Annotated in this window: 18 protein-coding genes and 1 pseudogene; 3 read left to right on the top strand and 16 right to left on the bottom strand. The window is 60.8% G+C overall.

The genetic code is table 11. From position 1 onward, the window contains the following. Positions 1 to 6: 6 nt before the first annotated feature. The 4 genes from AC1DNW_RS25325 to AC1DNW_RS25340 all read right to left on the bottom strand — a co-directional run bounded on the left by AC1DNW_RS25325 (position 7) and on the right by AC1DNW_RS25340 (position 4,597). Positions 7 to 990, bottom strand: a complete 984-nt coding sequence (locus tag AC1DNW_RS25325; protein ID WP_477854713.1) for an ABC transporter ATP-binding protein — start codon at positions 988 to 990, stop codon at positions 7 to 9. Then, positions 987 to 2,003: an ABC transporter ATP-binding protein gene (locus tag AC1DNW_RS25330; RefSeq protein ID WP_477854714.1), complete on the bottom strand. Its 1,017-nt coding sequence runs from the start codon at positions 2,001 to 2,003 to the stop codon at positions 987 to 989. The genes AC1DNW_RS25325 and AC1DNW_RS25330 overlap by 4 nt, the downstream gene beginning before the upstream one ends. Positions 2,004 to 2,079: 76 nt before the next feature. Beyond that, positions 2,080 to 3,714, bottom strand: coding sequence for an ABC transporter substrate-binding protein (locus AC1DNW_RS25335; RefSeq protein WP_477854715.1), 1,635 nt, complete (start codon positions 3,712 to 3,714; stop codon positions 2,080 to 2,082). Positions 3,715 to 3,883: 169 nt separating this feature from the next. Continuing rightward, the gene (locus AC1DNW_RS25340) at positions 3,884 to 4,597 is read right to left on the bottom strand and encodes an HAD family hydrolase (protein ID WP_477854716.1); all 714 of its coding nucleotides are present in this window, start codon (positions 4,595 to 4,597) and stop codon (positions 3,884 to 3,886) included. Between the two features lie 84 nt (positions 4,598 to 4,681). Between AC1DNW_RS25340 and AC1DNW_RS25345 the strand changes: the two genes are divergently transcribed. Further along, complete coding sequence (locus AC1DNW_RS25345) at positions 4,682 to 5,620, top strand: sugar-binding transcriptional regulator (protein WP_477854717.1); 939 nt, start codon at positions 4,682 to 4,684, stop codon at positions 5,618 to 5,620. 340 nt (positions 5,621 to 5,960) lie between these two features. Here the strand turns inward: AC1DNW_RS25345 and AC1DNW_RS25350 are convergent, their stop codons facing one another. From AC1DNW_RS25350 to AC1DNW_RS25380, 7 genes are all read right to left on the bottom strand, one after another. Continuing rightward, positions 5,961 to 6,650 carry a class I SAM-dependent methyltransferase gene (locus AC1DNW_RS25350; RefSeq protein WP_477854718.1) on the bottom strand — a complete coding sequence of 230 codons (690 nt, stop codon included), beginning with the start codon at positions 6,648 to 6,650 and terminating at the stop codon, positions 5,961 to 5,963. 26 nt (positions 6,651 to 6,676) lie between these two features. Further along, positions 6,677 to 7,384 carry a YbhB/YbcL family Raf kinase inhibitor-like protein gene (locus AC1DNW_RS25355; protein WP_477854719.1) on the bottom strand — a complete coding sequence of 236 codons (708 nt, stop codon included), beginning with the start codon at positions 7,382 to 7,384 and terminating at the stop codon, positions 6,677 to 6,679. Positions 7,385 to 7,475: 91 nt separating this feature from the next. Beyond that, positions 7,476 to 8,378: a helix-turn-helix transcriptional regulator gene (locus AC1DNW_RS25360; RefSeq protein WP_477854762.1), complete on the bottom strand. Its 903-nt coding sequence runs from the start codon at positions 8,376 to 8,378 to the stop codon at positions 7,476 to 7,478. 454 nt (positions 8,379 to 8,832) lie between these two features. Further along, a complete protein-coding gene (locus AC1DNW_RS25365) occupies positions 8,833 to 10,497 on the bottom strand; it encodes a peptidoglycan D,D-transpeptidase FtsI family protein (RefSeq protein WP_477854720.1) in 1,665 nt (554 codons plus the stop codon). Continuing rightward, positions 10,497 to 12,917 carry a penicillin-binding protein 1A gene (locus tag AC1DNW_RS25370; RefSeq protein ID WP_477854721.1) on the bottom strand — a complete coding sequence of 807 codons (2,421 nt, stop codon included), beginning with the start codon at positions 12,915 to 12,917 and terminating at the stop codon, positions 10,497 to 10,499. The genes AC1DNW_RS25365 and AC1DNW_RS25370 overlap by 1 nt, the downstream gene beginning before the upstream one ends. An 886-nt stretch (positions 12,918 to 13,803) precedes the next feature. Further along, a complete protein-coding gene (locus AC1DNW_RS25375; RefSeq protein WP_477854722.1) occupies positions 13,804 to 14,529 on the bottom strand; it encodes a polysaccharide biosynthesis GNAT family N-acetyltransferase UppQ in 726 nt (241 codons plus the stop codon). 884 nt (positions 14,530 to 15,413) lie between these two features. Then, a complete protein-coding gene (locus AC1DNW_RS25380; protein WP_477854723.1) occupies positions 15,414 to 16,616 on the bottom strand; it encodes an MFS transporter in 1,203 nt (400 codons plus the stop codon). 108 nt (positions 16,617 to 16,724) lie between these two features. On the opposite strand from AC1DNW_RS25380, the gene AC1DNW_RS25385 reads away from it, so the two are divergent. Then, a complete protein-coding gene (locus AC1DNW_RS25385) occupies positions 16,725 to 17,675 on the top strand; it encodes an AraC family transcriptional regulator (protein ID WP_477854724.1) in 951 nt (316 codons plus the stop codon). Positions 17,676 to 18,049: 374 nt separating this feature from the next. On the opposite strand, the gene AC1DNW_RS25390 is transcribed toward AC1DNW_RS25385, so the two are convergent. The 3 genes from AC1DNW_RS25390 to AC1DNW_RS25400 all read right to left on the bottom strand — a co-directional run bounded on the left by AC1DNW_RS25390 (position 18,050) and on the right by AC1DNW_RS25400 (position 21,076). Beyond that, positions 18,050 to 18,646, bottom strand: coding sequence for an alpha/beta hydrolase (locus tag AC1DNW_RS25390; RefSeq protein ID WP_477854725.1), 597 nt, complete (start codon positions 18,644 to 18,646; stop codon positions 18,050 to 18,052). 39 nt (positions 18,647 to 18,685) lie between these two features. Then, the gene (lov, locus tag AC1DNW_RS25395; protein WP_477854763.1) at positions 18,686 to 19,735 is read right to left on the bottom strand and encodes a blue-light-activated histidine kinase; all 1,050 of its coding nucleotides are present in this window, start codon (positions 19,733 to 19,735) and stop codon (positions 18,686 to 18,688) included. 267 nt (positions 19,736 to 20,002) lie between these two features. Next, entirely contained in the window at positions 20,003 to 21,076 is a 1,074-nt protein-coding gene (locus tag AC1DNW_RS25400; protein WP_477854726.1) for an ROK family protein, read from the bottom strand. A gap of 220 nt (positions 21,077 to 21,296) precedes the next feature. Between AC1DNW_RS25400 and AC1DNW_RS25405 the strand changes: the two are divergent. Then, positions 21,297 to 21,526, top strand: a pseudogene (locus AC1DNW_RS25405) (hypothetical protein); the annotation flags it as partial. A gap of 498 nt (positions 21,527 to 22,024) precedes the next feature. On the opposite strand, the gene AC1DNW_RS25410 reads toward AC1DNW_RS25405, so the two are convergent. Further along, positions 22,025 to 22,177 carry a hypothetical protein gene (locus AC1DNW_RS25410; protein ID WP_477854727.1) on the bottom strand — a complete coding sequence of 51 codons (153 nt, stop codon included), beginning with the start codon at positions 22,175 to 22,177 and terminating at the stop codon, positions 22,025 to 22,027. 1,135 nt (positions 22,178 to 23,312) lie between these two features. Next, positions 23,313 to 23,645, bottom strand: coding sequence for a hypothetical protein (locus AC1DNW_RS25415; protein WP_477854728.1), 333 nt, complete (start codon positions 23,643 to 23,645; stop codon positions 23,313 to 23,315). Positions 23,646 to 23,773 lie beyond the last annotated feature (128 nt).

The following is a 23,773-nucleotide window of genomic DNA, read 5'->3' on the forward strand; positions in this document are numbered from 1 at the left end:
CCTCCCCTATGCCGCCACCGGCGTGGTCTCGCCTGCCACGACATGGCAGGCGGCGCTGCGGTACTCGTCGATCCCTTGGAGCTCCGGGACTACGGAACGGCAGATGTCGCGGACCAGCGGACAGCGCGGATGGAAGGCKCAGCCAGAAGGGCGCTTGGCCGGGTTCGGCGGCTCGCCCTGCAGGATGACGCGGCCTTCGAKCGGCTTGCCGGGAATGGGCACGCTGGATACCAGCGCCTTCGTGTAGGGATGCTGCGGGGCGCGGAAGATGACGTCGGAAGAAGCCTCCTCGACGATGCGGCCGAGATACATGACCGCGACACGGTCGGCGATGTTGCGCACCACCTTCAGGTCGTGGCTGATGAAGACCATGGCGATGCCGTTCTTTTCCTGCAGGTCGCGCATCATGTTGACGACCTGCGCCTGGATGGAGACGTCGAGCGCGGAAACCGGCTCGTCGCAGACGAGCAGTTTTGGCCGCGAAGCCAGAGCCCGGGCGATCACGGTGCGCTGGCGCTGGCCGCCCGAAAGTTCGTGGGGATAGCGGTCGGCCTGGTCATCTCGCAGGCCGACGGCCCGCATCAGTTCCATCACGCGCGACCCCTGATGCTCCCTGGGAATGAGCTTGTGGATATCAAGCGGCTCGGCGATCTGCTTCGCAATCGTTACGCGGCGGTCGAGCGCTGCGAGCGGGTCCTGGAAGACGAGTTGCATCTTGGCGCGCAGTGCCCGCCATTCCGCGGTATGGCGCGCCGGCATCGGCTGCCCCTGGAAGCGCACGCTTCCTTGGTCCGCGTCATCTATGCCGAGCAGCATGCGCCCAAGCGTCGATTTGCCGGAGCCGGATTCGCCGACGATGCCGAGTGTTTCGCCCGGCATGACCGAGAGCGAAACGCCGTCGACGGCGCGCACCGGTGTCGGGCGGCCGAAGAGACCGCGACGGATCTGATAAATGCGGACGAGATCATGGACTTCGATGAGCGGCGTCATTGCAGCAGGCCTTCGGCGATACGGGACGACCGGGTCTCGATGGCACCCGCGACGGGCACCGGGCGCGTGCAGGCGAGCTTGCGGACGCCATCGAGGGAAACGAGCGGCGGGCGCTCGCTGCGACAGGCCTCGACGGCGCGCGGACAGCGCGGCGAAAAGGAACAGCCCTCCGGCAGATGTTTCGGATTGGGAACGGTGCCGGGAATGGGGATCAGCCGTTCACGGCCGGCGTCGAGGCGCGGAATGGCATCGAACAGGCCGCGCGTATAGGGGTGGCGCGGCTCGGAGAAGAGCTGTTCGACACTGCCCTCCTCCACTATGCGTCCGGCATACATGACGCAGACGCGCTCGCAGACTTGGCTGACCGCGCCGAGATCATGGCTGATGAAAACGGTCGCCATGCCGGTTTCGGCACGCAGGCGGATCAAGAGATCGAGGATCTGCGCCTGGATCGTTGCATCGAGCGCGGTGGTCGGTTCGTCGGCAATCAGAAGATCGGGCTGACCGGCGAGCGCCATGGCGATCATCAGGCGCTGGCACTGGCCGCCGGAAAACTCGTGCGGGTAGAGATCGAAGCGGCGGCGCGAATCGGGAATGCCGACCATATCGATCAGCCGCAGCGCCTCGGCCTTTGCCGCCTCGCCGCGCAGGCCGCGATGGACCGACAGCGCCTCGGTAATCTGCCGGCCGATGCGCAGCACCGGATTGAGCGAGCTGGACGGGTCCTGGAAGATCATGGCGATGCGGTTGCCGCGCACACTTTCGAGCACCGCGCGCGATCCACCGATGAGTTCGCGACCTTCGATTTGCACCGAGCCGGAAACGCTCGCCTTGCCGGGCAGCAGACCGAGGGCTGCAAGCCACGTGACCGACTTGCCGCAGCCGGATTCGCCGACGAGGCCGAGCGCCTCGCCTTTGGCGACATCGAGATCGATGCCGTGGAGAACCTGCACGCCGTCGAAGGCGACCGTCAGGTCACGCAGTTCCACGAGATTGGAGCCGGTCGTGCCCATCTTTCATCCCCGCTCTTTGTTGCATCAAAAACAGGATCTCCGGCAGCCCTTCAGCCGCCGGAGACCGAGGAGCCGATCAGATCGACCAGTTGGTGGCGCGGAAGTCCATGGCGAAGGCCGGAGCGGCCTTCCACTTCAGCGACGACTTCATGCCGGTGAAGACGGCATTCTGGTGCAGGACCTGATAGACCGGGTCTTCGCGCTCGGCGATTTCCAGCATGCGGGCAATCGCCTTTTTGCGCTGCGCCCGGTCGGTGGAGGTTTCCATGACGACGGCGAGCTTGTTCATCTCCGCGTTCGTCCAGTCCTTCTTCTGCTGCACTTCGCCATTCGGGCCGAACTGCACGACCATCGGCGTGATCGGGTCATTGATCGAGTTGCCAGCCGACCAGTCGCGCACGCCCTTGATGCCCTGGGGATCGTGGATCTGCGCCCAGTTCTCCTTCATCTCGATCTCGACGTTGAGGCCGACCTGCTTCCACATCTCGACCATGATCTGGCCGTTGGCCGTCTGGTTCGTGTAGTAGTTGTTGAGCAGGCGGTAGGGGATCGCATCGCCCTTGTAATTGGCCTGCTTCAGAAGGTCCTTGGCGAGATTGGGATCGTAGGCCGGGGGCGCCCAGCCATCGATGAACATGTCGCTGTTGCGGAAGGATTCGAACTGCAGGCCGGCCGGGATGACCGTCTTGCCGGCCCAGAGCGCATCGACGATCGCCTGGCGGTCGATGGCATGGGTCATGGCACGGCGAACCAGCGGGTTGGCGAGGATCTCGTTCTGGGTGTTGAAGACCGAAATGCGGTGGTTCCAGATCGTCGAGTTCTGGATCTCGTAGCCCGGAGCGGCCTGAACGGCGGCGATCTGATCCGGCGGCAGGTCGCAGGCGAAGTCATATTCGCCTGACAAGAGGCCGTTGACGCGCGAGGCGACTTCCGGAACTTCCACGAAGCGGATCTGCTCCAACGGCGGGCGGCCGCCCCAATATTCGTCGAAGGCAACGAGGGTCAGCGAAACGTCCGGCTTGTACTCGCCGACCATGTAGGGGCCGGTCGTGATCGGCTTTCGCGACCATTCGGTGAAGCTTGCGGCCTCATCCCAGGCGCGGCGGTTGGTGATCTGGCTGCCGCCGGAATAGAGGCGCCCTTCCAACGTCACGTCGGGCGTCGTGTTGTGCAGGCGCACGGTGTACTTGTCGACGATCTCGATGCCGGCGAGTGCGGGCCACAGGCGACGTCCGACGCCGGGAACGGTTGCCGGCAGTTCCTTGGCGGTCGCAGGCTTGTGATCGGATTCGAAGATGGTCTTGCCACCGGCCGGTTCCGTATTGCCGAACACGCGCTCCTTGGAGAAGGAGAAGGCGACGTCCTCGGCGGTCATTTCATCGCCGTTGTGGAACTTGACGCCCTGGCGGAGCTTGAGCTCGAGCGTCTTGTCGTCGATGCGCTTCCACTCGGTGGCAAGACCCGGAACCGGGCCCTGATTACCCATCCAGTCGCGCAGGATGAGACCTTCCCACAGGTTGGGGTAGAAGATGCGCTCGCCGACGTTGGACTGCTCGTGATAGACGTCGAGCGAGTTGTTGTTGGTGATCTTCTGCACCGCGATGGTGATAGACGGGCGCTTGCCTTGGCTGAAAGCGAGGCGTGGCAGAACGAGCGTGCCGGCGGTGGCACCGATAAGGCCGAGCGCGCCGCGTCGATTGATCGAAATCATCGGAAACTCCTTGTGTCTTGACCGACGAGCCCCCGCTCGTGGTCTGTGTTGTTAAAATCAGCGAGATGTCGCCGCATTGACGGCTTCATGAATTTTTCAATAAAGGCGCCCGTCGCGGATGCCGCGAAGAGCAGTTCCAGCACGCGAGGAAAGGCCCCGTGCGACGAGATCAGCCGGCGGCTTGAACCGCCGGTTTGCCTGCAGAAGAAGCGGCGGTTCCCGCCGAAAACGCGTCGAGCGCCCGCGCCAGTTCGCCCGCTCCCTCCACCGTTTGCAGAGCCCCTGCCGCCTTCAGCGCCTCGTGCCGTCCGCTGCGCGGATCGGCCGGGTCGACGAAGCCGATCGCCGCCATGCCGGCCGCCACGGCACCGGTAATCCCGAGCGCGCTGTCGTCGACGACAAGGCAGCGATGCGGCGCCACGCCGAGATTTTCGGAGCAGAGACGGAAAAGGTCAGGCGCAGGCTTGGGCCTCGCCACCATCTCGGCACTGTAGATATGCGGGGCAAATTCAGCCCACAAATCCAGAAGACCGAGACTGCGGCGCAGCCTCTCCATGTCGCTGTTGGACGCGACGCATTTGCGCTGCTTCACATTCCGCACCAGCTCTTCCATGCCGGCCATCGGCCGCAGCGAACGGGAAAATTCCGCGTAGAGCGCGCTTTTGGCATCGGCGAAGACACGGTCCGGATCGGCAAGGCCGAGTTCCTCGCGACAGAGGCGGCCGGCCGCCTCCCCCGAAAGGCCGGTGAAGCGACGGTGGACCTCAGCCTGGCTCAAGGCAATGCCGGCGCGCTGCAGGGCCTGCGCCAGCGTGCCGCTCGCCACCGGCTCGCTGTCGATCAATACGCCGTCACAATCAAAGATCAGAAGTTCTATCGTCATGCAGACGGCATTACGTTACATATGTTACACCAATGTGAAATATGTAACGCCAAGGCACTTAGGGTACGTTGGGGATGGGGATTGATGGAATCGCATGAACTGAAAATCCGGGCGGCCTGGCTCTATCACGTGGAGGGGCTGACGCAGGCGCAGATCGCCGAGCGCATGTACCTCACCCGTCGCCGGGTGAACGAGTTCCTGGCCGCAGCCCTTGAGGAAGGCATCGTCAGGGTGAGCTTCGCCTCGCCGCTTGCCGCCGGCATGGAGCTGGAATCGCGCCTGCAGGAACGTTTCGGCCTGGAGGCGGCAGTCGTCGTGCCCACCCCTGCCGATCCGCAGCTCCTGCACCAGGCGCTCGGCCGTGGCGCAGCCGCCTATCTCGACCGGCTGATCCAGGCCCGCAAGCCCCGCTCCATCGGGGTCGGCTGGGGCGCGACGCTGCGCGAGACCGTCACCAACATGACGCCGGCAAGCGAGCCCGGGATGGAGCTGCGCTCGATGATGGGCGGGCTGACACGCGGCTCGGAGATCAACACGTTCGAGATCGTGCGCGCCTTCGCGCAGGTCTTGAAGGCGCAATGCCACTATTTCGCGGCACCGATCTATGCCGAGAGCCCGCAATCGCGCGAGGCGATCATCACGCAATCGGTCTTCGAGCGCATCTTCCGCCAGACCTGCGAAGTGGATATTTCCTACCTGAGCGTCGGCGACGTGACCAGGCAATCCCTGCAGGTGCGCTACGGCCTGCCGGCCGGAACCGACGTCGGTGACCTCATCGCCGTCGGCGCCGTCGGCGACCTGCTCGGCCGCTATATCGATGCCGGGGGCCGCCCCGTCGCCCACCCGCTGAACGCACAGGTGCTAGCCCCCGACCTCACCGACTATCGCAAGATCCCCTGCCGCATCGTCGCCTCGGGCGGCATCCACAAACACGCCATCCTCACCGCCACCGTACGCGCCGGACTCGCAACCGCACTGATTACGGACGAGGAGAGCGCAAGGGCGTTGCTGGCGGGTGGATGAGGTGAGGTGCGTGCCTGCGTCTATGGGAGGCGACCGGCCTGCGTGCAGGGTTTGAGGATGGTAGGTGGAATGTGGGACGTGTGCCTTCCACCCCTTCGGCCGCCCGAAAGGCACCGATCTTAAAGCTGTTGAGTGGGTTTAGACCGCCGACCCRCTTACTTCCGTCTCGGATATCTCTTCTTGACGTCTTCGAACCGGAGATCGAAGCGCGCGAGATACTTCGTCAGAGTGGACGTCGCCGCAACAGATTTTGGGACGTAAACACCGCGCCATGCCGTTGCGTCGCCCATGCTTGAGCCTCATGGCGCACAACAACCGCAGCTGCCAGCCTCGCGCTTTCCTATGCCCTGCCACTGATTACAGCGAACCGCCAGGCTTTGAAGCTGCAGTCGACGTCCGAAAAGCCCACATCGCGGAGCCAGCGAAGTTGATCTTCAACGGAGGCGCATTTGTCGTGTAGCATGCGCTCAGCAACCTTATCGATCTCATGATCCGAAACTCCGAGCCGGCGAATTCCTTCGAGCCATATCTTCTGGTAGCGTTGATCTGCGGCCGCTCCAGGTCCGGCTACCTGTTCGGCGTTGACGAACAGCCCGCCGGGCTTCAGGGCATGGCGGATGCGGCCATAGAGTAAGCGCTTACCTTCGTCGGAAAGATGATGGATCGCCAGCGCCGATACAATGAGATCCCACGGCCCAYCCAAATCCGCAACCGCCATGTCAGCATGATGAAGCTCCACCTCCACTTTTGGCCCAACACGTGCGCAGGCCTGCTCCAACATCGCCGAGGATCCATCTAGCAGGCAGAGGCGCTCGACCGGACATGCTTCCAAAACCATCGCCGAAAAGAGGCCGGTCCCGGCGCCGACATCCAGCACCTCAAGATTTGCGCCCGATTGCCATTCCTGGATGAGCTTCACGGCGGTGCCGTAGAACTCATCGAAAGAGGGAATCAGGCGGCGGCGCAGATCGTCGTAACCTCGAGCATCGCGGGTAAAAAGTACGGATGCAGCAGTTTCATTTGTGGTCATCTCAKAGTTCCTCGGAGCGATTGTTGTCATTGGCCGAGCTGTTTGGTGACACTCGGATTGAGGGAATAAGTGGCTATGGCGTTCCCTTGCGAGAGAACATGACCCCGCATTGCGTTCTCCAGTGACGAACCGTCGAAGGTGCTGTTCAGACCGAGTGACGGGACGTCCAACGCATAGACCTGAACAACGTACCGGTGCGGGCGCTCGTCGTTTGTCGGAGGGCAAGGACCATCATAGCCACCATAGGTCCCGGCCATTTCCGGATCAGATGCCAGGAAGCTTGAGTAGACATTCGTCCCCCGGCGTCCGTGTGCCGTCTCGCCAACAGGCTTTCCGTGGGGAACCAGCCCTTCGCTTTCAACACCTTCCGCGAGCGATTTCGTGTCAGGCGGAATGTCGGCAAGTACCCAGTGGTAGACCGAAACTCGCGGGTCGTCGCGCCGGATCATTACAGCTGCCTTGTTGATCCGGCTGAAATCCCGGGGGACATCTGGATCCGTCATCAACAGAGCATAAGATCTCGTGCCTTGCGGTCCTGACGACCAGGTGATGGCAGGGCTAATGTTTCTCTGTGTGGTAGCGGATGGCGGACAGAAGGCGGCCTTGTCCGGCAGGCGTCCGCCTTGCTCAACTCCTTCGATCTCGACCTTCAAACTCTTGATGTCGGATCCAGCCGCCGTTGTTGCAAATACCAGGGCGCAAACCGTACCCACTCTCGGTAAATATCGATGCATGTCGATTTATCCTTCTCGGTTGATGAGGTGAGGATAGCGACGATCATGTCTGCAGATGATCCGATACCGATCAGGTTTGAGCCGACTCCAATCAAGAGCTCGACGGCGCTCCTCTACCGAGACGGACCTCGTTGGGCGTTGCTCCAAAGCGCACCTGGAACTGTCTCGAAAAGTGCGAGCGCGAATGATATCCCGTTGCCGCCAGCGCGTCGGCGACATCCGCGTCACGATCCTTCAGGATGATGAAGGCCGCCTTCATCCGCTCATCGAGCAGTAGACCTTGGAACGTATGGCCCTCCGCTCGAAGCCGCCGGCGCAGTGTTGCTTCAGACATGGAGAATTCGGAAGCCACCGCTGCCGTGGTCCAATTCAGATGAAGACGATGCCGCACCAGGAGACGCACCGCCGCCACAACCGAATCCTCAATGTATTTGGGCGCGAGCGAAAGCACTCCCTGTTCGGCCAGCACCAATACCACCTCGAGAAGGCGGTGCTCGACCACCCGACGCGACACCGGGAAGCGATGGGCTAATGCTTGCGCAGCATGAAGGATCGCTGAACACAGATCATCGGTGATCCGAGGCTCCGTCGAACGTGTCTCCTGGTTTACGAACTGCGGCCACAGCCGGGCCGCCTCAATGATGAGTGCGCGGTCGAAGCGAATGAACAAGGCCCGATAGTAACCCGTCTTGTCATCTGGTTCATTGACAACGTCGAAATGTTCGTTGGCCGAAAGAACGAAGATGTCGCCGCTCCTGTAGACCCGGCGTTCTGCACCGGAGGTGAGCTCCTTTGCTCCCTCAAGGATGATGACAAGACCGGTCGTCGACATGGCAAGCTGCGTTATCGTTTCACGTTTGCGGGCGACGAACGCAGAGATGACAGGAGGCTGGTGTTGCCACTGCGGCGCAGCCCGCGTGTCGCATTTAGCAAGCGTCAACAGCCTCGCGGTGATAGCGGCACTGCGCAAAGCGCCTCCTGGTGTACCTGTCATGTCGAACACTCGCTGTTTCTCCAGGCCTTTATACGCTGGCGGAAGGCGAGGAAAAGCCGTTCACACGCGTAAATTCAGCCCGCGACCCTCGTACTGATGCCTTTGCCGTCTGTGGACCGATCCGTCATTTCGGCCGCCTTGAGAAGCAAGGCCTTCTCGATGTTGACGAACCGTCGATGTCCGCAACCGGGCAGCCAGGCGACATCGACGGACTGATCGCCCGCTGGAAACGAACATGTTTCCCGATCACGGCCACTCTCTCGCGCTCAAGTCAGGCGTAAAGGCGGGGTTTGCGGACTACCGGGCGGCACCATATGTCGGTTTTATGATGAAGCGGCATCGAAATCGTGAGGAAGGCGGCGTCGCTCTCGGCACGGTTCACGCCTTTTCTGACGACCTGGCATGCGATCGGCATTCAGGCTTCCTTGCAAGATCTTTCGCTGACACGTGGGCTTCAGCGGACACCCGAAAACGGGTCGGTCTGCGCCTCGAAAGACGGGAGCTCACCCAGCATCGGCAACGCGCGCTTGAACACCGCCCCGCCGAGCGGCGCGGCATTCCAGCCCGACGTGCGAAACCCGTATGTTTCCGGCAGTCCCTTGGGCTCGTCGAGCAGCGTCAGCAGTAGGTATTGCGGATTGTCGGCCGGCACGATGCCCATAAAGGAAGTGATGTTCAGCTCCTTCGAATAGCGCCCGGCTACCACCTTTTCGGCCGAGCCGGTCTTGCCGCCGATGAAATAGCCGGGGACCCTGGCCTTTTTGGCCGAACCTGCCGTGGCATTCAGCGACATCAGATAGCGTATCGCCTGGCTCGTCCGCGCCGCGACCAGGCCGGCGGCAAATGTGCGGGCCTCGACCGGCGTGTCTTTCACGAATGTCGGCCGGATCAGCCGCCCGCCATTGACAAGCGCGGCAACGCCCATGCTCGCCTGCAGTGGCGTGACGGCAATGCCATGCCCGAAGGACACGGTCGCCGTTTCGACTTCGTTCCAGCGTCTCGGCAGGATCGGCATCGCTGTCTCCGGCAGTTCGGTGCGAAGCGCGTCCATCTGCCCGAACTGACGCAGAAACTGCTGCTGGCGCTCCTTGCCGACGGCGATCGCCATTTTCGCCATCGAGATATTCGAGGAGTAAATGAAGGCCTCGGGCACTGAGAGAGGCCGGTACTTGCCTTCGAAATCATGGATGCGCATCCGCCCGAAGGCGAGCGGCTTACTGGCATCGATGACCGAGTGGATAGAAAACATTCCGGAATCGAGCGCCATCGCCGTCGTCAGCGCCTTGAAGGTCGATCCCATCTCGAAATCGGCCGCCACGATACGGTTGATTCTGTCGGGCTCCAGCGCATCGGCTGGCTCGTTCGGATCGAATGTCGGCAGCGATGCCAGCGCCAGAACCTCGCCGTTTTCGACATCAAGCACGAGGCCGGCCCCGGCCTTGGCATCATGTTTAATGATCGCCTTGGCGATCTCGTCTTCGAGCGCGTGTTGCACCCTGATATCGAGCGTCGTCACGACGGGGCTGAGATCTTCGCTCGCAAGCTCCATGCCGCTCTGGCGCAGGTTTGCCAGACCATCGGTCTCGATCCATTTTTCCAGGCCTGAAATGCCAATATTGTCGATGTTGACGGCGCCGAGCACATGCGCTGCCAGCGTCCCCTTCGGATAGAAGCGTTTCTTCTCCTTCTGGAAGTTCAGGCCCGGAATGCCGGCATTCCACAACGCCTGCTCTTCGCGCGGCCTGATATGGCGCTTGATCCAGGCAAACTGCGCGCCGGAAGAAAGCCGCTGATAGAGCTGACGCCGGTCAAGCTCTGGCAGAATGGCGGTGATGCGCTCGACCGCCTCGTCCACATCGACGATCAGTTTCGGCGAGGCATAAACGCTGGTAATCGGAATATCCATCGCCAGCGCCTCGCCGTTACGGTCGAGAATGGCCGGCCGGCCGTTGATATTGCCCTTCGGCATCCATTGCGCTTCTTGGAACACCTGTAAGCCGAGATAGAAGAGCCGGCCCACCACGATGAAGAAAGCGACGGAAAAGCCGATCATCAGGATGAGGATACGAGAGCTCGCAGAGGCAGTGCGCCTGGACGCGTGGAAGGAGGCCTGCCGCATCAGTAGAGGCCGCCTGTATTGCGCAGAAGTTCGGCCCGCGTCGTATCGTCGAGACCGCCGGGATCGCTGGCAATATTTACCTGCTCCTCATCGCCGATGAACGCGCAGGCGCCCCTGCAGGGCGCCGTGCCCGGCTTGAAGGCCTCGGAGATCCCGGCCCCATCGGCCACCTCCTGCCCGCTTTTCCGGTCGACCCTGTGGAAGATCAAACCGTTAGGCGGAATGAACTTCGAAGCAGGACGCCCGGCGAGCGCCACCTTCATGAAATCGATGAAAATGGGCGCAGCAAGCCCGCCGCCCGTCTCACCCGAGCCGAGGTGCCGTGGCGTATCGTAGCCGATGAACACACCGGTCACGAGATCGGGCGTATAGCCGACGAACCAGACGTCCTTCTCGTCATTCGTTGTGCCCGTCTTGCCGGCAATAGGCACGCCAAGCACGCTGACGCCGTGCGCCGTGCCCCGCTCAACCACGCCCTGCAACATGGAGGTAATCTGGTAGGCAGTCATCGGGTCGAGAACGTAATCCTTGTCGTCGATGACACCCGGCTCGGCCTGGCCCTGCCAATTTGCGGCGCGGCAATCCGGGCACCCCCGGTCATCCTGCCGGAAAACCGTATGGCCCGTCCGGTCCTGGATCCGGTCGATCATCGAGGGCCGCACCTCCCGCCCGCCATTGGCGATGACCGAATAGCCGGCCACCAKCCGCATCAGCGTGGTCTCACCCGCCCCGAGCGCCATCGGCAGATAAGGTGTCAGCTGGTCGTAAAGGCCAAAACGCTCGCCGTAATCGGCAACGACCTCCATGCCGACCGCGCGCGCCAACCGCACGGTCATCTGATTGCGGCTGTTTTCAAGCCCGACGCGCAAGGTCGACGGACCGTCGGATTTGCCATCGTAGTTCTTCGGGCTCCAGATATGGCCGGCGCCATCGGGAATGGCGAGCGGCTCATCGAGCACCAGTGTCGAGGGCGTATAGCCGGTATCGAGCGCTGCCGCATAGACAAATGGTTTGAAGGCCGAGCCCGGCTGCCGGAAGGCCTGCGTCGCCCGGTTGAACTGCGACTGCGCAAAGGAAAAGCCGCCCGCGATCGCCACGACCCGGCCCGTACGCGGCTCCATCGAAACCAGCGCGCCCTGGACATCAGGCGGTTGGCGCAGGCGGAGGCCCGCAGGCGTCTCCTCGACATAGACGATATCGCCCGAGGCAAACACCTCGCCCGGCGTCTTGAAGCAGCGCCGACCGGCCTCGGAGATCTTGCAAAGCGTCCAGCTATTCGCCTTATCCATGCGCAGCGACTTACCGGCTTGCCCATCGATCCGAAGCTCCAGCCCATCGGCCGTCACACCTGTCACCAACGCTGGCCGCCACTCTGGAACGTCGGCAAGCCCCTGCACCCTCTGGAAAACCTGTTCGGCACTCTCGCCTAGAGCAAGTTGTGCCACCGGCCCGCGATATCCCCTCGCCTGATCGTATTCGACAAGCCCGCGCCGCAGCGCCTTCATTGCAGCCCGCTGCAGGGCGGGATGGAGGCTGGTGCGCACCGTCAGGCCAGCCGGGTAGAGTCCTTCCTCGCCATATCTGGCCAGAAGGAAACGCCTGATCTCCTCCGTGAAGAATTCGCTCTCGGCAATCTGTACCCGCCGCTCTTTCAGCACCACCTTCAGCGGTTCATCGACAGCCTTGCCGGCCTCCGCCGCACTGATGAAGCCGTTCTCGCGCATCTGGCCGATCACCCAGTTGCGCCGGGCCAGCGCCTTCTCATAGGAGTGGATGGGATTGTAATTGTTCGGCCCCTTGGGAAGCGCTGCCAGATAGGCGGCTTCGGCTATATCGAGTTCGCCGACGCTCTTGCCGAAATACGTGAGCGCCGCCTGCGCCAGGCCATAGGCGCCCGAGCCGAAATAGATATCGTTGAGATAAAGCTCGAGCACCTGGTCCTTGCTGAAACTCTGGTTGAGGCGGATCGCCAGTAGCGCCTCCTTCAGCTTGCGTTCCACCGTGCGATCAGATGTCAGCAGAAAGTTCTTCGCCACCTGCTGGGTAATGGTGGAAGCGCCGACGAGCCGGTCGCCGGAGACCGATTTGGCGATGTTGGACATCAAAGCGCGCGCAATGCTTTCGACATCGATGCCGCCGTGCTGGTAGAAATTCTTGTCCTCGGCGGAAAGAAATGCACCCCTCACTCGCAACGGCACGGAGCCGATCGGCTGGAACAACCGCTTTTCCCTGGCAAACTCGGCAAGTGCCGAGCCGTCGCTCGCATAGAGCCGCGAGGTCAGCGCCGGCTGCCATTCGGCAAGCGCCCGGTAATCCGGCAAATTTGCCGTCGCGCCCTGCAACAGCACGAATGCCACGATGGCCGCGGCAAGCACKAGATTGGTGAGCACATTCAAGAGCGAGGTGAATAATCTTAGCACGTTCCGGACTCCCGCTGCCCCTGCAAGCAACGAGACCTGGCCATGATACGGATGCCCTGGCGCGCGGATGCACGCACCGGAACCTGCGACCTGATCTCATGCTTGGCTGGAATGACCGACGCCTCCGAACGGCATCAGGCATGGTCTGACGAGCTTCGATACAGTTCTTCAAAACCACACACAAACGACGTTATTTGGTATCAGGCATAAATTCAGTTAGGGCATCGTGGTCCGTCCGCACGTGCATCGCGGGCCCCTCCTTGCTGAAGTTCTCTATTTGTTCAGCAGGCCGGCATGTGGCAGCATTAAAGACGTGATAAAGGCGCTGGGCAGAACTTTATGATGATTGCGCCGTCATTGCCCACACAACGACGGACGCGGGTCGGCTGAGGCTTCTCGCGATGGGCGTCATGGACGAGCAACAGAGCAGAGATCCCGGCTTCGTTCGCGGCGCGCAGGATCACCCGTCGAAGCACCTCAGGGCTGGCCCGCCAATGAGGGCATTGGCGCGGGCCTTGCCGGCGGTGATAATTCCTCGCCATCGTCCAGAGGCCATATCTGAATGAGGACGCGCGCCGCGTCTGAGTGCGGATGATCATTGTCGGCCGATTGTTATGGAATGTGAGCTCGATCGGCGCAAAGGGCGAATATCTATTCGCTGCCATGCCTTCATTCAGCCCATTGAGAGACGTTATAGCGCCGGCCCTGGGACGCCTTTCGGCGATGCGCTTTTCACAGGATTATCTCTATGTATGCCCCCACGAGCACCAATGGGGCAACGGTCTGTCCACATTTCCCAACGGAAAGGGAGGTCCGAAGGACCTCCCATCTTATCATTCGAGATCAAGGGTCGGGCATACCCGCAGCGCAGCGCTCGCCGTGCCTCTCACCGCATCGAGACGACTATCTTGCAGAGGCTTGTCAGACCCGCATCATAGCCACCGGAACGCAGCACATCCTTGCATCGGACCTTTGCCTTGGCGCGCTCAAGGGAAGACATGTCTCTGATCGCCCTGACCTGACGCTCCGTTGCGGGATTGCCTATCCGCGAACCGCTGGAGCTTGCAATGCCGGATTCGCCCGTGTCATTGCCGCCATTCGCGTCGCGAGAGCCGAGCAGGATATCTGCAAGCGTGGTGCCAGTGGAACCGGCCGTTGCACGCGCGCTCCCAAGCCTTGTTCCCCCGACCGTCGCGTCAACGTCGGCCGCCACGCCCCGAGAACCATTGACCGTGGCATCGGTTCTCGTCGTTGCGAGGCTCGATCCACCGAKAGTGGCGTTCACAGTGGCACGGACATTGTTCGACCCACCGATGCCTGCCCGCGTCCCGACGCCGAGCCCGCCCTTACTGCCGCCGACCGAGGTGTTGCTGTTGAGGCCGCTCGAGCCGCCGACGGAAGCGTCGACCCCGAGCGCGCCGCTCGGTCTGCTTCCAACACTGCCGTTAACGCCAGTGCGGCCCCCGACGGATACGCCGAGGCCGCCGCTGCCATTACTGCCGACACTGATGCCGTTCTGTCCACCGATATCGAGTGCAACTSCCGCATTCGACATGCCAATGGTTGCGCACGCAAGGGCAGTCACGGCGACGCCCAATTTATAAGACAACATTGAAGTCCTCCAAGACCAATTGGCYGGAACACGTTCCGGCGACATGACAATGAAGGAGGCGCGCGCTCTCCTGCGATCCGCATCCGCCCAGTGCGGGACTAGAGGTTGAGGATCTGCGGATCATCAACTTATTAGCAAGATCGAATGTTCCATGCTACCACGCGTAAATGGTTAATTTTCTGCTACTTTTTATTGATGGGTTGCGAGGAACAAGATCATCGTCTTCTAGTGCCTGACGTCAGTTGCGCGCATCGGCAAAACGCTGGATGGCCTCACTTCTAACGGAATTCCATTCCATTCTGTTCAGGGCAAACAGTAACACCCTCCCCAACTTCAACATGTGATCCGGTCACGAATGCGCACATTCGCGCCGCCTGGCCAAATGGAAAGTGGCTTCGACGGCGGGAACACGACGCGTGGAATCACTGTCACTTCGATGCCAGGGCGTTGGCAATTGGGAGATCTCCGCCAGTRCCGGCCATCTGTTCCCCGCTCACCGTAAGTCCGTTCGTGCCTGCTCGGCATATGACGATCCACGCAAGGGGAACTGCGAAGCGCGTGCAGTTATGTCAACGAGTGGGCCGCCGCTTGAGAAGCGCGGCGCGGATTTGTTCGTTCTTTGTCGGTTCAGACGCAACGGCAATCGGCCGCGACGTCTCGGCGACCTGCTGATCGGTGACGAAGAAACATCAAGGAGCGCGGCAATCACTATCGAACTTTACCGACAGGGTGTCCGCAATTTCGATCAGCTGAAGGTCCTAGTTTTCGCAGCCCGAGGCAAAATTTGCGACCCGGCTGCCTGCATTGGTGGCCAGCACCCATTCGCGTCCTTGCAGACGCGGACAAGGCTCAATCCGTTTGACAGCGGAACTGGTCGCGGGAGTTTATGCCGTCTCCACGGTTCCTCGGCTGCGGAGACCGATTACGACTGCTCCGCAGAGTGCGGACACGGCAGCGAAGCCGAATACCCCTTCAAGCCCTTGGGCCTCGACGATCAGGCCGCCGATTGCAGCACCGCTGGAAATAGCAACCTGGAAAGTCGTCAGCATCAGAGCGCCAGCACTTTCTGCCTCGTCGGATGCCGCTTGCGTCACGAAACTCTGAACGCTCACCGGCAGGGCCCCGAACGCGAAACCCCAAAGAGCAGTGGCAATCAAAGCTACGACCGGGAGGACGCCAGCGAGCGCGAGAAGCAAGGTGGTTGCGGCGATCCCGCCGGCTGCGATAACGATTGACAGGCGGGTGCTGCGTTCGGAGACAAAGCCACCGAACAGATTGCCGAGAAAGCCGCCGATGCCGAAGGCCAAGAGTACGCCCGAGATGCCTTCGACCCCTAGATGCGGAACTGTCTCCAGGAATGGCCGTATGAATGTGAAACCTGCAAAATGACCGGCCACGACCAGCAGCACCGTGAGCAGGCCAAGCCGGATCGAGGGACGGCGCAGCACCGCGGCCATTGTGGCTAATCCGGCAGAGCCCGTGGCTGGCATGGCGGGCAAGGTGAGGATCTGGACGATGAGTGCAAGGCCGCCGACGCCGGCGGCAATCAGGAAAGCGGAACGCCACCCATAGGCCTCCCCAACCCATGCGCCGACGGGCGCAGCGCAAACCGTCGCGACGGATACGCCAGTCATGATGATTGCCATCGCTCGCGGCATCAACTGCTCCGGAACGAGCCGCATGGCAAGCGCAAGCGACAAGGCCCAGAAGCCACCGAGGGCGATACCAAGCAGCGCGCGAGCAATGAGAAGCGCGGTAAGCCCGTCGGCAAAGGCTGCAAGCAAGCTTGACACGATCAGCAGGCTCGTCAGGGCGAGAAGCGTAATGCGGCGGTCGATCCGGCGCGTGCCGATGACCACGGCGGGTCCGGCAAAAGCACCGACGACAGCTGTCATTGTTACGGACTGACCCGCAGCGCCGATGCTGACATTGAGATCATGAGAGATCGGCGTGAGCAGACTGGCCGGCAGGAATTCGGCCGTGACAAGACCGAAGACGCCAAGCGAAAGAGAGACGACGCCAGCCCAGGCGGGATCCATTGTTCGGATCTCCTTGTGGAAGCCGTCGGCGTCGGGGCTGATGTTCATATGCCGTCTCCAAAAGTTGCTACGGAAAGGCTAGACGGGTCGCCCTGGTGTTTCTATGCTGCAAAATCTATAAGACATGACTATTCGTCCAAAAAGTGAAAGCTGGCCGTGAGCGATGCATTAACCGAGATGATGCGGGGACTTCGTCTTGACGGGGTCGACTACGGCCGCTGTCAGCCTTCTGCGCCGTGGGCGACGGCGTTTCCGATGAAGGATGAAGCGCAGTTTCATTTCCTGGCTGCCGGAAAGGCTTTTGTGCAGACGCCGGACGGGGAATGGATGGAGATGCATCCGGGCGATGCGGTCCTTCTGCCACGAGGCGATGCACATGTGCTTGCAAGCGAGCCCGGGATCGCGCCGACGCCGGTGGAACGCATGCCGCGCAGACCCGTCTGCGACGGGATCGTCGACCTAGAGTGTCCCTGTGCGGACGCAAGCAACCTGCTGTTCTTTGCCGTCATGCGGTTCAATGTCGACAAGCAACATCCGCTGTTGCAACTGATGCCCAATGTGATGCGCACAGCCGACCTCGCAGCCAGCGAACCTTCTATCCCTCCGCTCCTCGATGCAATGATGCGCGAGGTGGATATGAATCGCGTTGGCGCCGGCGGTATTCTGGCCCGCCTCGCCGACGTCCTTACCGCCACGCTCATTCGAGCATGGGTGGAGCACGGGTGCGGTGACTCATCCGGCTGGTTGACGGCGGTTCGCAATCCCGAGGTCGGGCGCGTTCTGGCAGCCATCCATCTCGATCCTGCGCATGACTGGACGGTCGACGAGCTCGCGCGGAAGATGGGAGCATCTCGATCCGGTTTTGCCGAACGTTTCGCCAGGGCAGTTGGAGAGACGCCTGCCCGCTACGTCGCCCGAATGCGCATGCATCAAGCACATCAGTGGCTGCGCGAAGGACAGCGTGTCGCCGCCATTGCCGAACGACTCGGTTACGAATCGGAGGCATCCTTCAGCCGAGCCTTCAAGCGCATCATCGGCGCTCCGCCTGTAACATTTCGTGCGCGCGCCTTGGATGCGACCCGGCTCCGAGGTCAACTCGCATCCTGAATTCCTACCCGTTCCGCAGCGATAGTATCCACGCCCCGAAGAACCTTCCACCCGCCGCCCGTTACGCATTGCGCTCATGATCGCTCAGCGATGTTGGCGTGAAAGAGGCGATGTCGTTTGCCGGCTCCTTCCGCCTTGCCACCGTTCCACCTCGCGAGGGTCGCCGAACCTCGATGACGACTGTTCGTGAAACGGTGTCCGAGTACGAACCACGATCGTAGATCCGGCAGCGCTTGCAAATAGAAACCCATCCTCAGTCCCTCGCCTCGCGAATTCGCGCGACCGCCATCCGGTCGAAGGCGAAAGAAAGCGTCTCCCGGAGGCGGCTTGTCGATCATGGCCACGCAAGGGGCAGAAGCAGTCGAGACTGCGCACTATGCAAGCGTTCGTCTGAGGAAGGCGAGAGYTTTTTCCGCTCCCGACGATGAGATCGTGTGACCCACGCCGGCTTCAACGTCGAGTTCGACGTTGAAGCCGGCGGTCCCGAGCTGAGCAGCCGCAAGCGTCGAAGCCATGTAAGGAATCGTCGTGTCGTTCTGACCGTGAACGAGAAGGACCGGCGTAGCCTTGCTCGCCGACGAGATCCGTTGCGGCGGCAGGAGCCCAGCGAAGGATACGAGAGCGCCGATCTTCCAGCGCCCAGAGGCCACTGCATCAAGTGCGACGATGGCGCCCTGGGAAACGCCGACGAAGGCAATCCTGTCGTGGGCGTCGGAGAATCCTTCGCGATGAACGACGTCTTTCATCAACGCGTCGAATGCCTCACGCGCTAAACGGATGCGCGCCGGATCCAACGGGTCGCCCTCCGTCGAGAACCATTGATGACCGCGCCAATGGTGGATCGGTGCGTCCGGGGCCGCGAAGCGGGTATTCGTAAGGCTCGCCCGCCAAGAGGCTACAAGCGGCATAAGCTGCGCACCGGAGGCGCCGATCCCATGGAGAAAGATGACGAGCGATGATCTGCTTGGCATTCGGGTCCTGTCGCTAAACACACAGAGGATGCTCGACGTTCACGGTTTAGCCTTCAGACCTCGGCCAACGCGGTCGAGGGACGGCAGCTCGACAACGAGCCGCAGGCCGTCGTTCCGCCAGTCGCGGGCGATCTTGCCACCGAGCTGCTTTTCGAGAACCGCGCTGAGCAACACGTTGCCGAACCCCTTGCCCCGGGTCGCCTTCGACCCAGTTCCTCCGCGTTCGTGCCAAATCAGGATGAGACCTTCGCCTTCCCTTTTCCAGTCGATCGTGAGGCTGCCGCCGCGACGCGACAGCGAGCCATGAACTGCGGCATTGGCTGCGAGCTCGTGGATAGCGAGGCCTATCGGCTGGACTGACGGTGCCGGCACCATCACATCCGGACCGCCGATTCTGACGTTCTGATCTCCATAAATGCCAACCTGAAGGGAGACGATGTCGCGAAGAGAAGCCTCCTGCCATCCGTTCTCGGCAAGAAGCATATGTGTCCTCGACAGCGCCTGGACGCGCTGTTGCACCGAGGCCGCATAGAGTGCCGCATCGTCGGACCGGCTGAGGCGCACGATACTGTCAACAATCGCCAGGACGTTCTTCGTCCTGTGGTCGACTTCGAGAAGCAGACGGTGTTCCGCCTCTTCCAGCATCTGGACCTTCCGATATTCTGTGACGTCGATCTGTGAGGCGAAATAGTAGGCGAGTTGTCCGTCATCGTCCTGAATGGGGCTGAGGTGAAGCTGGTTCCAGAACGTGCTGCCGTCCTTCCGATAGTTAAGGACCTCGACCGTGCCCTCACGCTCCTGCGCAATGATGGCCCGGATCTCGGCCACCGCCGCTCTGGAGGTCGCCTCGCCCTGGAGCATGCGGCAATTCMGGCCGAGCAGCTCTTCAGCGTCGTAGCCCGTCAGGTCGAGGAACGCCACGTTGGCGAGAACGATCGGGTAGTCCGGCTGTCGGGCGTCGGCAACGACGATGGGCATGCGCGTTCTTTGAAACGCGAACGTGGCCAGCTCCTTGTGATCGGCCATGCCCTTCTTCGATGCGGCGGCGGGGCGGTCGCCGTGGATGTCGGACTTGGCGGCTTCAGACACGGGGCACCTTATCAATGGTCGCTCAGTGAAACGCCGATCTGAGGCAATGGTTTCAATGATTTGGTGCCAGTTCGACACCGTCATTTGCGGGCCGGTGACGCGGGTCGTGCGGTCTCAGCATTGAAACACGCGGACAATGACCACGTCGTTGCGGCGTCGGTCCTCAACCGGGTGCTTAAGACGGGCAGGCGCGGCGCGCTCGAAAGCTGAACTCAAACTACCACTGTCAAGCCTTGCGAAGCGCAAAGGTTGGCCTTTATGTTCCGCCTACCCGTGAACGCGATTTGTGAAATGGGCATTCCCGAGACCAGTGCCGATCGTCAGGATCGCCCAACTCGATACATCGGTCATCAGCGGGATCTGCGAAAGGCCCTGAACGACACCGTCATTGTGCATGATCACAAACGTTTCCGCGTCGTCGATTTGAGGAATGCTTTTCACGAGAGCCGCCGGCAGATTGAAATGATCGCTCTCCCAGTTCCCGCCTGGAAGGTTCTGCCCACCTCGAACGATAGCACCGTCGGCCTCGATCACACCCGGACAGCCGATCCCGATCAGTGGCGCAAGGCGAAGCTTCGCTTCCGCCGCTTTCACCATCAGTTCCTCAAGCATTTCTGAAACTCTCGCGACGGTCGCGGTCCGGCTTGGAGTTTCACTCGCGTGCCGCCAGATGAGTGATGACACGACAGAGGCATCTTCGATTTTGCTTTTATTGTCTCTCCCGAACCGGACGATGCCTACCCTGACGTTGGTTCCGCCGATGTCGACGGCGAGGATCGCGTCATGCCCTTTCAGCATCCATTCCGGCATCAGGTGCACCGAGCCGATCAGGCCGGCATCGTCCGGATGATGCGAAATGGGGACGAGCTCGATTTCGACGCCGTCATCTCGAAGAAGCATCATGGTGCGTGCAATGACAAGCGCGCCGATTTTGCGCTGCCGGAACCCGCCGCCGACGGCAATCCGTTCAGTGTTCTTCCAGGGTTTTTCGTTCAGAAACTTCCTGATGACTGCGGCAAAGTTCCGGGAAAATTCCTCGATGGCGCCCAGCACCATAGCTGTTGCCTCGGCATCTTCTCCGGAAAGCAGCGTGTCTATATCCTTCTTCTTCAGCTCTTTCGTCGGGATCTTGCCAAAAGGATCACGTCCGAGCTCTCGCAACAGCTTCCTCTGATGATCTAGCTTGTGACGGAAAGATGACTTGTTGGCGCCGTCGCCAATGAATCCTTTTCTGTCTCGTGCCTCGTTGTTGTAGTCGTCGATGACGACCGAGGGTAATGTGGCCGCGCCGTGAACGAGTGGTGTCGTATCATCGGTAGGCTTATGGTTCGGTTTTGTCATGAAGGCTCGCGGGATTGCTGAGTGTCGGGAACGCAGAAACGCGCGACTGTCTTTCGGTGTTCCAAGGCGTTTCGAGATGGTAAGGGCCCTTTAGCCTCCAAGCCTCCCATTCCGCCGGCAGTTGCGGGCAACGCTCGAGAGCCAGCGAACATCTGCCCTTCTGTCGAAGATCGCCATCGCGCCCTGTATGAACACAAATGTAAGGAAGGAAACCCTGACGATGACGATCACCTATCATGTCGGGAAGCACAACGGAGGCTACGGGTATCGCCTTGGCGATGTCTGGTCGGAGACCTTCTCCGACCATGTTACCGCTCTTGCTGCGGCAAAGTCCGCTGCTCAACGGCAGCATGTCGAGGGCCATGACGCCGAGATCTCCTATCAGCTTTCCGATGGTAGTGGCAAACTGAACACGCCAGCAGGGGTGATCGCCCGGAGACAGAGGTACTAAAAGCAGCGCCATCACGCTGGATCTTGGGCATTTTCGTTGATGATACCGTCATCCCTGAAAGGATACGACCGTGCATCATCCGACCAAATCAGATCCGCCGGTCCAATCAGCCGCGGCGAAACCGTGCTTTTCGGCGAATTCGCAAAAAGGTTCCGGCTAGATCAGGTCGAGGAGAACCGACTGCGGAAACGACTTGGCCCCATCGCCAATGAAAGAGACCTCCTCAGAAATGCCGGAAGATAGACGTTGAATCCGGCGGTTGTGACTGTCGCTTCCCCCACCTTCGCCGAGCAAGACATGGATATCATGACCTTTCACAACTTCGTCTCTATCCTAGTATCTCCTGAACGATGGAGCGTTCGCGTTGTTGAGCACGGCGTCATGATCGAGCGCGAGTTTTCGTCCGAAACGCAAGCTCTCGCTTGGGCGTCCGGTCAACGCATCAGGCTGAACCTACCCGACCTACCGGTCCCTTTTCCGGATCAGATGCCGCTGGTTTAGGTGGAAGAGACTTGCTGTTTCCACATGCGCCCACGCCTATGATCGTCGGAAACGCCGACAAGCCGGTGCTCCAGACCCCTGAGGTAATACTTGTAGGCCGTCATGTTTTCCGGCCGCTTGAGCGCCGCCACGAGTTCCAACTGCTCCACGCGCCCTGGCCGCCCCCGCAATCACTTCGTCCATCACATCAATCCACCGTCAGGCATCGGATATCAAGTTGCCATTCGCAGCCTGACGGACTGCGCGCGGAGCGGTAGCGACGTAGATGACGTACCGTTCCGCTGCATCTGCGAGAGCTATCGAGGCCTCGCTTTCGCGCCAGCCAGCCTCCACCGCCCGAAGTATGATTTCTTTGGTCAAATTATCGAAAATGCGTCGACACTCGCCGATGCGTTGATTATCGTCGACATCATAAATTGGTGGCTTCATCTTTATCTAGCGCCTTTGCCTRCATTCTCAGCGAACTGTAGCCCGGCAGTCTTGTTGGAAGACCTCGGGTTGAGGCGTGAAGCTGCAGGCTCTCTTGGGTTTGCCGAAATGTCCCTCGAATTGGACGGTTAGGTCGGCAGGATCCGTCATTCCCTCTTGAAAGAGGCGGACCATCACTTGATCGCAAGGCTAGTAGCTTGGCGCCGTTCGAGAAGAGTATCGCCGGTGTCGCCGACATCACTCCCGCACCCGCGGCACCATTGTAAGGTCTTGTCTCGTCAGATATCTAACGAAATTCCTAAGGAAATGAGGTCCTCCTCTTGGTCGGGCTATGGTCTGGAGGCCCTCAACAGCAGCGCTCGTAGTGATTACTGCTGGAGGCGGGACCATGCGCCTTCGTCGGTGACAAAGCAAACTGTATCTTCTGCAGATGCTAATACGCAGCTAGGGGTGCGGTGACGGAATGTGCGCGCATCTTCTGCTGAACCCATATAGTTTCAAGAAGTGCTCAGGCATGAACTTTGGGGCAGTTCAGCGATCAGGCGATCTTCTTGTCATTCAGCAGCGCCGCGTCAAACGCTGCGTGAGAGACCTGCAACTGTTGTCATCTAGGGACAGGCGTTTCGATTGATGGTAGTTCGAAATAAGCGGCGACCTTTCTTTAGGTGACAAGACTTATCCTATCGATCAGGTTCTTCATTCACCTTGAGCCGGTACGTCCCGGCCGCACGGGGCGCAAGCAGAGATCCCTGGACGAACGGTCGCGCGAATTTAATCTCGGTTGCTGTTGTTCTCATGGCAGACTCGGCAAGGCTTGACGCATCGTTTGGTCCGGACTGGATGATTTTATGAAATTCATCCCTGTGGACAAGATCCCTGCGCCAAATCATTGTGGATCTCCGTTACCTTTTGGAATTTCCCAAGCCGCACCGGTTGCTCCTCCTTCATTCTCCAGGATGCAAGGGCATCCGGATCTGCCCGCTTCTGGCGCGATATCGAGGCCGGGTAGCCCTTCAACGATATGGAACTCGCTTCGATGCGGCGAATGACCACCACTTGATCGTGGTGATCCGGCCCTTCTGCGGCTTGCATGTCGGATGTGGCGTAGTCGGCGCGCTTGAGAACTCGCCGGAGTGTCGAGCGTTCGCTGTTTATGGTGCGCTCTCCGAGGGAGGAAATCGTCACCACAGCCAGCCCTMCAGGATCACATACAGAACGACGGCGAAGCTTAGAACGAGTAAAGGTCTGATCGCCGTGTCGTAGCCGTAGTCGCGATGATGGTCGATTATGGAAGACATCACGTCCTCCTTTGTTTG

This window comes from Rhizobium sp. 05L429 (assembly GCF_056397645.1).

What these genes read in the sequence shown, in the direction of transcription:
- AC1DNW_RS25345 (WP_477854717.1), top strand. Translation starts at nt 4,682, where the DNA reads ATGGAATCGCATGAACTGAAAATCCGGGCGGCCTGGCTCTATCACGTG.
- AC1DNW_RS25400 (WP_477854726.1), bottom strand. Translation starts at nt 21,076, where the DNA reads ATGACAAAACCGAACCATAAGCCTACCGATGATACGACACCACTCGTT.
- AC1DNW_RS25380 (WP_477854723.1), bottom strand. Translation starts at nt 16,616, where the DNA reads ATGAACATCAGCCCCGACGCCGACGGCTTCCACAAGGAGATCCGAACA.
- AC1DNW_RS25365 (WP_477854720.1), bottom strand. Translation starts at nt 10,497, where the DNA reads ATGCGGCAGGCCTCCTTCCACGCGTCCAGGCGCACTGCCTCTGCGAGC.
- AC1DNW_RS25330 (WP_477854714.1), bottom strand. Translation starts at nt 2,003, where the DNA reads ATGGGCACGACCGGCTCCAATCTCGTGGAACTGCGTGACCTGACGGTC.
- AC1DNW_RS25335 (WP_477854715.1), bottom strand. Translation starts at nt 3,714, where the DNA reads ATGATTTCGATCAATCGACGCGGCGCGCTCGGCCTTATCGGTGCCACC.
- AC1DNW_RS25340 (WP_477854716.1), bottom strand. Translation starts at nt 4,597, where the DNA reads ATGACGATAGAACTTCTGATCTTTGATTGTGACGGCGTATTGATCGAC.
- AC1DNW_RS25360 (WP_477854762.1), bottom strand. Translation starts at nt 8,378, where the DNA reads ATGACAGGTACACCAGGAGGCGCTTTGCGCAGTGCCGCTATCACCGCG.
- AC1DNW_RS25355 (WP_477854719.1), bottom strand. Translation starts at nt 7,384, where the DNA reads ATGCATCGATATTTACCGAGAGTGGGTACGGTTTGCGCCCTGGTATTT.